Annotated in this window: 9 protein-coding genes; 4 read left to right on the top strand and 5 right to left on the bottom strand. The window is 67.9% G+C overall.

Annotated elements, in window-relative coordinates; all coding sequences use genetic code 11:
• Window positions 1-227: 227 nt before the first annotated feature.
• From WS64_RS10540 to WS64_RS10530, 3 genes are all read right to left on the bottom strand, one after another.
• Entirely contained in the window at window positions 228-524 is a 297-nt protein-coding gene (locus tag WS64_RS10540) for a flagellar protein FliT (RefSeq protein ID WP_060966410.1), read from the bottom strand.
• Between the two features lie 33 nt (window positions 525-557).
• Window positions 558-1,976, bottom strand: a complete 1,419-nt coding sequence (fliD, locus tag WS64_RS10535; protein ID WP_059638406.1) for a flagellar filament capping protein FliD — start codon at window positions 1,974-1,976, stop codon at window positions 558-560.
• A gap of 194 nt (window positions 1,977-2,170) precedes the next feature.
• Window positions 2,171-2,989, bottom strand: coding sequence for a flagellin domain-containing protein (locus WS64_RS10530; protein WP_059580654.1), 819 nt, complete (start codon window positions 2,987-2,989; stop codon window positions 2,171-2,173).
• Between the two features lie 542 nt (window positions 2,990-3,531).
• Between WS64_RS10530 and rpsU the strand changes: the two genes are divergently transcribed.
• The gene (rpsU, locus tag WS64_RS10525) at window positions 3,532-3,744 is read left to right on the top strand and encodes a 30S ribosomal protein S21 (RefSeq protein ID WP_006401410.1); all 213 of its coding nucleotides are present in this window, start codon (window positions 3,532-3,534) and stop codon (window positions 3,742-3,744) included.
• Between the two features lie 167 nt (window positions 3,745-3,911).
• On the opposite strand, the gene WS64_RS10520 is transcribed toward rpsU, so the two are convergent.
• On the bottom strand, window positions 3,912-6,035 hold the full coding sequence (locus WS64_RS10520; protein WP_060966409.1) for a TonB-dependent siderophore receptor: 2,124 nt from the start codon (window positions 6,033-6,035) through the stop codon (window positions 3,912-3,914).
• A gap of 229 nt (window positions 6,036-6,264) precedes the next feature.
• On the opposite strand from WS64_RS10520, the gene WS64_RS10515 reads away from it, so the two are divergent.
• A complete protein-coding gene (locus tag WS64_RS10515; protein WP_060966408.1) occupies window positions 6,265-7,509 on the top strand; it encodes a PepSY-associated TM helix domain-containing protein in 1,245 nt (414 codons plus the stop codon).
• Window positions 7,510-7,747: 238 nt separating this feature from the next.
• Here WS64_RS10515 and WS64_RS10510 read toward each other — a convergent pair whose 3' ends face one another.
• Entirely contained in the window at window positions 7,748-8,350 is a 603-nt protein-coding gene (locus tag WS64_RS10510) for a DNA-3-methyladenine glycosylase I (RefSeq protein WP_059580665.1), read from the bottom strand.
• A 142-nt stretch (window positions 8,351-8,492) separates the two neighbouring features.
• On the opposite strand from WS64_RS10510, the gene WS64_RS10505 reads away from it, so the two are divergent.
• Both WS64_RS10505 and WS64_RS10500 read left to right on the top strand, forming a co-directional pair.
• Complete coding sequence (locus tag WS64_RS10505) at window positions 8,493-9,374, top strand: glucosamine kinase nucleotide-binding domain-containing protein (RefSeq protein WP_060966407.1); 882 nt, start codon at window positions 8,493-8,495, stop codon at window positions 9,372-9,374.
• 374 nt (window positions 9,375-9,748) lie between these two features.
• On the top strand, window positions 9,749-10,573 hold the full coding sequence (locus tag WS64_RS10500) for a Cof-type HAD-IIB family hydrolase (protein WP_059638396.1): 825 nt from the start codon (window positions 9,749-9,751) through the stop codon (window positions 10,571-10,573).
• Window positions 10,574-10,678 lie beyond the last annotated feature (105 nt).

Raw genomic sequence — 10,678 nt, 5'->3', positions numbered from 1 at the left:
CGCCGCGGCGGGAAGCCGCGCGCGCATCGTCGGGCCGGCCGACCGGGATGATCGAGGCGGCCGTCGGGCGGGCGACGCGGGCGTGGCCGGCGCGATCCGGCTCGCGCGCCCGCCGGCAGGCGAAAAAAAAGCCGCATTGAAGCGGCTCGACGGTACGGCGACGACGGACCGCTCGACTGGCGGCGTCTTTTAATTCGAAATGCGCGGCGGGCGAGACGCCCGGCCGGTCACAGCATGCCGGCTTTCTGGTACTGGCTCGCGGCCTTGATCCGCTCCTGGGACTGCGCAAATTCCGCGGCCAGGCGGTCACGGTCGGTCTGCGCATGCTCCGTGATCGACGCGTCGATGGCCATGATCTGCCGCACGCGGTCCAGCGCGTCTGGCGTCTGCTCGCCGGACAGGTTCATCAGCAGCGGCGAGCGTTCGTCGGCGAGGGCCGCGACGCGCACCCAGTCGCGTGCGTTGGCCGCCGACTGCATGGCACGGGTCAGGTCGAAGGCGCGGGACAGGGTGTCGTTCGTCATGGTTCGGCTCCGAAGGGGCGGTGCGGCCAAGGCTTACTTGTTGTTGGCCAGCGCGCCGGCGCTGTTCTGGCCGCCGAACAGCTGGGTCAGGTAACGGGTGTTGTTCGCCATCGTCGCCATCAGCGTGTTCAGCGCGGTGAACTGCGCATTGTATTGCTTGGTCAACTGGTCCGAGTAGCTCTGCAGCTGCGTCGCCTGGGCCTGCACGCTCTTCAGGTCGGCGTTGATCGCGTTGGTGCGCTGGTCGATCAGGCCGGACGTCTGCGTGTACGAGTTGATGTTCGCATTGAGCGCCTGGGCGATGCCATTCGTCTGGTTGAAGATCGCCGCCACCGCGGAGCCGTTCGACTTGAGCGCGGTGGTCAGCGCGGCGGTGTCGACCGACATCGCGCCGGTCGAGTCCACGTTGATGCCGATGCTGCCGAGCGCATAGGTCGTGCCGCCCGTCGTGACGCCGCTGCTGAGCGTCGTCGCGAGCGTGCTCCTGATCGTGTTCAACATCGCGTCGCCGAGCAGCGGGCCGGCGGTCTTCGCCGTCGGGTCGTAGCTCGACAGCGATTTCGCGGTAGTCACGAAGTTGGTATACGCGGTCGCGAAATTGTTGATCGCGGTCGTCGCCGCGGCCGTGTCCTGCGACAGCGTGATGGTTTGCGTCGTGCCGACAGCGGCCTGCGACAGCGCCAGCGTGACGCCCGTCAGCGCGCCCGACACGTTGTTCGACGCGCTCGACACCGGCGTGCCGTCGATCGTCAGCTGCGCGTCGGCGGCCGGCGTGACCGTCGTGTACCCCGACGTCAGTTTCGAGTTGACGCCCGTGCCCGTGATCGAGATCGTGTTGGCTGCACCGGTGAGGTTCGACTGCATCACGAGATGCTGGCCGTCCGAACCGGTGATGACCGATGCGGTGACGCCGGCATTGCCGGACGCCGAGTTGATCGACGACGCGATGTCGGACAGCGACGCGCCGGCCGCCACGTTGACGTTGAACGCGGGGTTGCTGCCGAACGTGATGCTCAGCGAGCCGGCCGAGATCGTGTCCGCCGCCGTCACGCCGGCCGACGACAGCTTGTTGGCGGTCGCGAGCTGCGTGACATTCACCGAATACGAACCGGCCACCGCGCCGCTGCCGCTCTTGATCGACGTCGTGATGCCCGTGCCGCTCGCCGTCGCGGCCAGGCTGCTGAGCGTGGTGCCGTTCGAGAGGCCGGTGAGCGCGGTCTGCAGCGCGGACAGCGCACCCTTCAGTTGGCCGATGGCGGACAGCTGCGTATTGTCGTTCGTCTGCCGGGTCTGCAGGGTCTGCAATTGCCCGGCCGTCTTCGCGTTCACCAGTGTCGTGACGAGCGTGTTGACGTCGAGCGACGAATTGGTCGCGCCGCTGATGATCGATTGACCTGCATTCGCCAGGATGGTGCTGATGTCCGTGCTGCTGACGGGGGTCGTGGTGGCCATGCCGTTGCTCCGGTCGTCCGCGCAGTCGACGTGCGCGATGCGGCGGGGCGCCGCGGTTCAATGCAAAGAGGGAGGCGCGCCTCCCTGGAGAATTCTGATCAGGGCGGTTGCGGCGGTGTCGCATCGAGTGCCGATGGCGACGCCGCCGTGCCCGGAGGCGGACGGGCCCGTGGCCCGCCGCGGGTGCTGCTCGATTAGCCGAGGAGCTTCAGGACTTGCTGCGGCAGCGAGTTCGCTTGCGCCAGAACCGAGATACCGGCTTGTTGCAGCACTTGCGCCTTGCTCAGGTTCGCCGTTTCCGTCGCGAAGTCCGCGTCGGTGATCTGCGAGCGAGCCGCGGTCATGTTGGTTGCCTGGGTTTGCGTCGTCGAGATCGCAGCCTGGAACGTGTTCTGTGCTGCGCCGAGCGTTGCCTGGAACGTGTTGACTTGCTTCAGTGCCGCGTCGATCGCCGTGATCGCCGATTGCGCGCCCGACTGGGTGGCGACGCTCAGGGTGTTCACGCTCATGCCCGTGCTGTTCCAGTTCGCCGTGCCGAAGTCGACGGTCACGACCTGGTTCGCTGCTGCGCCGATCTGGAACGTGACGCTGCCGGCGCCGCCCAGGATGGTCTGGCTGTTGAACGTCGTTTGCGATGCGACACGGTCGATTTCGCTGAGACGCGTCGACACTTCAGCTTGCAGGTTCGCGCGAGCGCCCGAATCCAGCGAGCCGTCGCCCGCTTGTTGCGCCAGCGTACGGATACGCTGCAGGTTGTCGACCGTCGATTGCAGCGCGCCGTTGGCGGTCTGGATCATCGAGATGCCGTTGTTCGCGTTTGCAACACCTTGCGTCAGCGCATTGATTGCCGCCGTTTGCGACGTCGAGATCGCCAGGCCTGCTGCATCGTCGGCAGCGGTGTTGATGCGCTTGCCCGACGACAGGCGGTTGATTGCTTGCGACAGTGCGCTTTGCGAGCCCGACAGATTCGTCTGCGTCGTCAGCGAAAGGATGTTGGTGTTGATGTTCAGCATTTGCTTCCTCGTTTTGGAAAATGCCTGGGATACAGACAGGTTCTGATTTCGGCGTTGCGCTTTATCGCGACTGGCGCTGCCCGCCTTTCCTGGTTGACGGCGGCACCCGGCGAAAACTTTAGAGGGATGCGCAAGGAAATTCGGGACCGAAGGGGCGGTTCGCCGCGACGTCCTCGCCCGGCATGGCCCGCAGCGATTCCCGGCCGACCGTGCGCCGGCCTCGCGGGGCGGCGTGCGCGGCCGCGTCGCACGGGGCGACGAGCCGGGATCAACAAAAGGATGGTTTTGTCTGTGATTTCCTGCTATGATGGCGGGCTGAATTGAGATTTCTGTCACGCCTTTGCCGTTTTCGGCATGTCTGCTGGCAGTCAAACGCGGCGCTGCACGCGGTTGTGAAGCGTACTCGCGGTGCTTTCCGCCTCTCTTTTCCGGCCTCCGAGGCCGTATTTCCGCTCGTTTCGCCTGTTGTGGGAACGCTCGGATGGCCGGTGCGTGGCGCTTGGCCGCTACGTTTTTGACCGTTTAAGCAATTTAGGAACGACATGACGACGATTCTTCTGAAAGAAAACGAGCCGTTCGAAGTGGCGATTCGCCGCTTTCGTCGCGCTATCGAAAAAAATGGCCTGATCGCTGAACTGCGTGAGCGCCAGTCTTACGAAAAGCCGACCGCAGTCCGCAAGCGCAAGAAGGCAGCAGCCGTCAAGCGTCTGCACAAGCGCCTGCGCAGCCAGATGCTGCCGAAGAAGCTCCACTAAGCGCTTCTGACGGTTCGCCGCGAAACGGCGGAGTGTGCCTCGAAAGAGGCCGCTCCGCCGTTTTGCTTTTGCCGGTCGGGAAAATCCCGAGGCCGGGGCGGCGGGGCCGCCCCGGCCGCTGCCGACGCGCGGCGGCGGGCGGGCCGTGCGGCTGCCCGCCGCGGCGTTCAGAAGTCGATCTTCGCGCTCAGGCTGACCGTGCGCGGGTCGCCCGGCTTCACGTAGTCCGCGTACTGGTACTCCCAGTAACGACGGTTCAGCACATTGTCGATCGATGCGCGCAACGTCACGTCGTGGCGGCCGATCCGCGTCAGGTAGCGCGCGCCCGCGTTGACGACGAGAAAGCCCGGCGCGTCGAGGCCGCCGGCCGCCCGCAGCGGCGTCGCGCCGGTGAATTTCGCGTCGACGCCGAGCGTCAGCCCCGGCACGCCAGGCACCGCATAGCCGACTTCACCGGCGAGCACGAAGCGCGGCGCGCCGGCAACCCGGTTGCCGTTGTTGCCGATCCCGTTCGCGTACCACGCGTCGAGCAGCATCGCGTCGAAGCCTGCATTCCAGTGCGCGCCGAATCGCGCGCGCGCGCCGACCTCGATCCCTTGAATGATCGATTCGCCATCCTGCACGTAGACGTTCGCGGCATTCGCGTATTCGGCGCTGCGCTCAATCCGGAACAGCGCGGCCGTCGCGCTCCAGCGCGCGTGCTCGCTCTTGATCCCGAGCTCGTACTGCTTGCTGCGCAGCGGCTTGAGCACCTGGCCCGCGTTCGCATAGACGTCGTTGACGCGGCTGCCGGGCTCGAGCGATTCGGCGTAGCTCGCGTACGCGGTGGTGGTCGGCGCGAGCTTGAACATCACCGCGAAGGTCGGCGTCACCACGCCGTTCTGGCGATAGCCGGGATCCTCGGCGCCGTTCGCCTGAAACGAGCGCTGCTCGTAGTTCATGTAACGCACGCCGGCGAGCACCGACCAGCGCTCGGTCAGCTGCACGGTATCGCTCGCGAACAGCGATTTCTGCACGATCTCGCTCGTGCGGTACTGGACGAAGCCGTGCGGGCTCTCGTAGCGGTACGGGTTCGGCGCGTAGAGATTGCCGGCGCCGAGCGGCACGAACACGCTGTTCGCCGAATAGTCGTTCGCCTGCTTCTGCCACGACGCGCCGAGCACGATCTGGTGGCTGAACGGGCCCGTGCGCACCTTGCCCTCGACCATCGCGCGCCACTGGCTGAAGCGGTGATCCTCCATGCCGACGTAGCGGCTGTCGGTGTAGTTGCCGGCCGCGTCCTGCAGGTACAGCGTGCTTTCGTTGCGCCGGCGCGTCGCCTTGCTGTAGCTGTACGCGACGTCGAGCTGCCAGTCGGGCGCGAGCTGGTATTGCAGCCCGGCCGTGTAGAGCTGCAGGTTCGTGTTCAGGTACTGGTCCTTGCCGCCCAGGTTCGTCGACCCGCCGCTGATCGTGGCGGGCAGTGCGCCGCCCGGATAGCTGCCGGTGAAGATCGACGGCGTCTGGCCGGTCGTGCGGCGGTCCTGGTACAGCGCGCCGAACGACACGGAGAGGTCGCGCGTCAGATTCGCCTGCAGCGCGAGCGACACGCTGTCGCGGCGGATGTTGCCGTCGTTGTACGTCTTGCCTTCCTCGTGCGTCGCATTCAGCCGCGCGCCGAACATGTTGCCGGGCCCGAAGCGCTGGCCGAGATCGACATGTTCGGTCCACACGTTGGTGCTGCGGTAGCCGATGTCGACGCTGCGCACCGGTTCGGCGCCCGGCTGTTTCGTCACGTAGTTGACGACGCCGCCCGGCGTCACGAAGCCGTACAGGAAGCCGCCGAGCCCCTTCAGCAGCTCGACGCGCTCGAGCTGCTCGTACGGCATCGTGATGCCGTACGTGACGAACGGCAGCCCGTCGATCTTGTAGCCGTTCTGCCAGTCGAGCTGCATGCCGCGCACGGTCAGGTAGCTGGCCCACGCGCTGTACGCGCCGCTGTTGTCGGACACCGACGCGTCGTTCGCGAACACGTCGCCGAGCTTGTACGGCTGACGCGCCTCGAGCTCTTCCGACGTGACGATCGTGGTCGAGAACGGCGTGTCGAGCTGCCGGCGTGTGCCGAGCGCACCGGTCGAGATCGTGTCGGTCAAGTGTTGCGGCGAATCGTGTGCGGCCGTGATGTTGAGGGCAGGCAGCAGCGCGGCGTCGCCCGGCGAATCGTCCGCATGCGCGAGCGAGGCGGCAAGGCAGGCGAGGGCGGCGGCGACGCGGCGTGGACGGACGGGAGGGCGGGCAAGGCTGACGGTCATGGCGAGCGAGTAAAAATGCGAGTAAGAATCATTCGCATTGCGTTAAAATGTTGCGCATCGTATCAAAACCCGCCGAACGCGCAACAATTCCATGCCGCGCACAAGGGCATCCGGCCTCGTCCGGCTGGGCCGGATGGCCGTTGCGCGGCGCCCGACCTGAAATGAACCGCATCCCGTCGACTCGGGGCCGCCGCTCGTGCCGGCCCGCTTTCCTTTCGCTGCGCACGCGATGAATGCGCTCCTGCGACCGTTGCTCGTGCGCCTGCACCGCTGGTTCGGGCTCGCCATCGCGCTGTTCCTGTTCGTCGCGGGGCTCACCGGCGCGCTGATCGCGTGGGACCACGAGCTCGACGCGGCGCTGAACCCGGATTTCTATACCGCGCGCAGCGGCGCGGCGCCGCTTGCGCCGCTCGAACTCGCGGCGCGCATCGAGGCGGCGGATCCGCGCGTGCAGGTGACCTATCTGCCGCTCGCGGTCGAACCGGGACACACGCTGCAGGCGGGCGTGACGCCGCGTACCGATCCGGCGACCGGCCAGCCGTACGCACTCGGTTTCAGCCAGATCGCCGTCGATCCCGCGACCGGTGCGGTGCAGGGTCGCCGCGAATGGGGCGCGCCGTCGCTCGCGCGGCTCGACCTGATGCCGTTCATCTACCGGCTGCACTACTCGCTGTTCCTGCCCGTGTACGGCGGGATCAACTTCGGGTTCTGGGTGATGGGCGTCGTCGGCATCGTGTGGGCGATCGACAGCCTGATCGCGCTGGTGCTCGCATTTCCGAACCCGAAAAGCTGGCGCAAGTCGTTCGCGTTCCGCCTGCGGCGCGGCGGCTATCCGCTCGTGTTCGACCTGCATCGCTCGGGGGGCGTGTGGGTGTGGGGGCTGCTGCTGGTCGTCGCGGTCACGTCGATCTCGATGAACCTTGCCGTTCCGGTCGTGCGCCCGCTGGTCTCGCTCGTTTCGCCGCTCGCGGAAACGCCGTATACGAATCCCGAGCATTTCCCGCCGGCCCCGCCGGGCAGCCAGGTGCTGCCGCGCGAGCGGATCGTCGAGATCGCGCGCTCGGCCGGACGCGACGCGGGCCTCGCCGCGCCGCCGGGCGCGCTGCTGTTCGCGCCGGCGATGAACGCCTATGCGGTCGGTTTCTTCACGCCGGGCAACGACCATGGCGACGTCGGGCTCGGCAATGCGTGGCTGTACTGGAATGCGGTGACCGGCAAGCCCGTGGCGGCTCAGGTGCCGGGCCGCGGTTCAGCCGGCGACCTGTTCATGCAGGCGCAGTTTCCGCTGCACTCGGGGCGGATCGCCGGTGTCGCCGGACGGGTCGCCGTGAGCGTGCTCGGCATCGTGATCGCGATGCTGAGCGTGACGGGCGTCTGCATCTGGGTGAAGAAGCGCAGCGCGCGCATGCGGGCTGCGCGGAGTGCGCGGAGTGCGCGGCCGGTCGTGCCGGCGTCGTCGCGGGCGGCGCGGTAAGGACCGAGCGGCAAGGGCCGAGCGGTAATGGCCGAGCGGTAAGGACCGAGCGGTAAGGACCGAGCGGTAAGGACCGAGCGGTAAGGACCGAGCGGCAAGGACCGAGCGGTAAGGGCCGAGCGGCAAGGACCGAGCGGCAAGGACCGAGCGGCAAGGGCCAAGCGTCAAGCAGTACGCGGACGGTGCAACCGACGCCGGTCAGCGGCGCGGCGCCTGCACCCAGCGTGTGCCTGCGCCGTCAGCCCGCCTTGCGCCGGCGTGCCGGCTGCTTGCCGCCGAGCGCCGCGCATTGCGCATGGCACGGGCAGCCGGCTTCGTGATCGTTGACCATGCCGGTCGCCTGCATCAGCGCATAGCAGATCGTCGAGCCGACGAACTTGCAGCCGTACGCCTTCAGCGCCTTGCTGAGCGCGTCGGACTGCTCGGTCGAGGCGGGCGCGTCGCGGTACGACTGCCACGCATTCTGGATCGGCGTGCCGCCGACGAACGACCACAGGAACGCGGCGAGCGACCCGTGCTCTTCGCGGATGCGCTGCACCGCCCGCGCGTTGGTCACCGCCGATTCGACTTTCGCGCGGTTGCGCACGATGCCCGGGTTTTCCAGCAATTTCTCGATGTGCCGGGGCGTGAAGCGCGCGACGGCGTCGACGTCGAAATCGGCGAACGCCTCGCGATAGCCCGCGCGCTTGTTCAGGATCGTCGACCACGACAGCCCGGCCTGCGCGCCTTCCAGGATCAGCATTTCGAACAGGTGGCGATCGTCGTGCGACGGCACGCCCCACTCGGTATCGTGATAGTGAGCGTCCGCTTCCGTCTTCACCCAGTTGCACCGCTGCGACATCGTCTGCCTCGTTTTCAGTGTCGATTCGATCGCGCCAGCATAGCGGAAGCCCTTTTGGCGGGATAGCCGGCCGAACGGCAGATGGGCGCGCGGCGCCGATCCGGTTAAGCTTGGCGCCTGTTCGAATCAGCGGGATGAAGGCATGGCGGCATTACTTTTTGCGATCGGCATCGACGGCGGCGGCACGGGCACGCGCGCGGTGCTGGCCGACCGGGCGGGGCGCGAGCTCGCGCAGGGGCGCGGCGGCCCGTCGGGGCTCGGGCTCGGCATCGAGCGGGCATGGGCGTCGATCGACGCGGCCTGCGCGGACGCGTTCACGCAGGCCGGTCTCGCGTTCGACTGGTCGCAGTGCGCGCTCGGCTGCGGGCTCGCCGGCGTCAACAACGCGGCGTGGCTCGCCGCGTTCCGCGCGCAGGCGCCGCTTGGCGCACTGGCGATCGAGAGCGACGCGTACACGACCGTCGTCGGCGCGCATGGCGGCGCGCCCGGGCTCATCGTCGCGCTCGGCACCGGCAGCATCGCGGCGGCGCTCGATGCGGCCGGCGCGTGCCGGATCGCGGGCGGGTTTGGCTTTCCGTCCGGCGACGAGGCGAGCGGCGCGTGGCTCGGCGTGCGTGCGCTCGCCTACGCGCAACAGGCGCTCGACGGCCGCGTGCCGCGCGACGCGTTCGCCGCGGCGCTCCTCGCGGAAACGGGCGCGCAGGATCGCGACGCGCTCGTTCAGTGGTCGTGCGACGCGAACCAGACGATCTACGCGCGTCTCGCGCCCGTCGTGTTCGCGCATCGCACGCATCCGGTCGCGCGCGCGCTGATCGCGCAGGCCGGCGACGAGATCGGCAAGATGATCGACGCGCTCGATCCGCAGCAGGCGCTGCCGGTCGCATTGTGCGGCGGGCTGGCTGACGCGCTCGCGCCGGCGGTGCCGGCGCGGCACGCCGCGCGGCTGCGCGCGCCGCTCGACGATTCGGCGCATGGCGCGCTGCGGCTCGCGCTCCAGGCGTTGCGGGCGGCGGAGGGCGGCTAAGGCGAGCGCCTAAGGTGAGCGACTAAGGTGAGCGGCTAAGGTGAGCGGCTAAGGTGAGCGACTAAGGTGAGCGACTAAGGTGAGCGACTAAGGTGAGCGACTAAGGTGAGCGACTAAGGTGAGCGGCTAAGGTGAGCGGCTAAGGTGAGCGGCTAAGGCGAGCGACTAAGGCGAGCGGCTAAGGCGAACGGGGCGCGCGGCGGACGCCGCGCCGCCGCAGCCCGCACCAGCCCGCACCAGCCCGCACCAGCCCGCACCAGCCCGCAGCAGCCCGCAGCAGCCCCCAGGCCGTGCCCGGCAACGACCCGGCGCGCTGCCGGGTACGACGTTAAAATGGCGCTTCCTCCGTGCCGCGCGCGCCACTCTCCCGCCCCATGTACAAAGTCATCGCCACCGATCTCGACGGCACGCTGCTGAACAGCGACCACCAGCTCGACCCGTACACGATCGACACCGTTCGCCGGCTCGACCGCGACGGCGTGCAATTCGTGATCGCCACGGGGCGCCACTATGCGGACGTCGCCGGCATTCGCGACGTGCTCGGCATCCGGCCGTACCTGATCACGTCGAACGGCGCGCGAGTGCATGCGCCGGACGACACGACGATCCACGCGCAGGACGTCGACGCGGCGATCGTTCGCCGCCTCGTGCAGCCGGAAGTCGCCGGCGCGCACGGCCGCGTGATCGTCAACCTGTTTACCAACGACGGCTGGCTGATCGACCGCGAAGCGCCGCACCTGCTCGAATTCCATCAGGATTCGGGCTTCCGGTACGAGGTGATCGACATGGCCGCGCATGACGGCGCGGCTATCGCGAAGGTGCTGTATATCGGCGAACCGGCCGATCTGGCGGTCGTCGCCGAGCAGATGCGCGTGCAGTTCGGCGATGCGCTGTACGTCACGTACTCGCTGCCCGACTGCCTCGAGGTGATGACCGCGAACGTGTCGAAGGGGCGCGCGCTGCGCACGGTGCTCGCGCGGCTCGGCGTCGATACCGGCCACTGCATCGCGTTCGGCGACAACATGAACGACATCGACCTGCTCGAAACCGCCGGTCATGCGTTCATGATGAACAACGCGAATCCCGACCTGATCGCGCGGCTGCCGCACATTCCGCGGATCGGCAACAACTTCGACGCGGGCGTCGCCCGCCACCTGCGCACGCTGTTCTCGCTCGAAGACGACGTCGTCGCGTCCTGAGCGCCGGCCCCGTGCGCGTTTGCCGCGTGGAAATGAAAAACGGGCGCCAGGGGCGCCCGTTGAAATTGCCTGCCTCGATGTTCTTCGACAGCGTGAGGCTCGCTG

It is taken from the genome of Burkholderia anthina, assembly GCF_001547525.1.
GTDB lineage: Bacteria > Pseudomonadota > Gammaproteobacteria > Burkholderiales > Burkholderiaceae > Burkholderia > Burkholderia semiarida.
Note: the sequence above shows the minus strand (reverse complement) of the source record. Positions and strands in the feature narration are given on the sequence as shown.

Excerpts from the sequence above, each read along its gene's own strand:
- WS64_RS10540 (WP_060966410.1), bottom strand. The coding sequence starts at position 524 with ATGACGAACGACACCCTGTCCCGCGCCTTCGACCTGACCCGTGCCATG.
- fliD (WP_059638406.1), bottom strand. The coding sequence starts at position 1,976 with ATGGCCACCACGACCCCCGTCAGCAGCACGGACATCAGCACCATCCTG.
- WS64_RS10530 (WP_059580654.1), bottom strand. The coding sequence starts at position 2,989 with ATGCTGAACATCAACACCAACATCCTTTCGCTGACGACGCAGACGAAT.
- rpsU (WP_006401410.1), top strand. The coding sequence starts at position 3,532 with ATGACGACGATTCTTCTGAAAGAAAACGAGCCGTTCGAAGTGGCGATT.
- WS64_RS10520 (WP_060966409.1), bottom strand. The coding sequence starts at position 6,035 with ATGACCGTCAGCCTTGCCCGCCCTCCCGTCCGTCCACGCCGCGTCGCC.
- WS64_RS10515 (WP_060966408.1), top strand. The coding sequence starts at position 6,265 with ATGAATGCGCTCCTGCGACCGTTGCTCGTGCGCCTGCACCGCTGGTTC.
- WS64_RS10510 (WP_059580665.1), bottom strand. The coding sequence starts at position 8,350 with ATGTCGCAGCGGTGCAACTGGGTGAAGACGGAAGCGGACGCTCACTAT.
- WS64_RS10505 (WP_060966407.1), top strand. The coding sequence starts at position 8,493 with ATGGCGGCATTACTTTTTGCGATCGGCATCGACGGCGGCGGCACGGGC.
- WS64_RS10500 (WP_059638396.1), top strand. The coding sequence starts at position 9,749 with ATGTACAAAGTCATCGCCACCGATCTCGACGGCACGCTGCTGAACAGC.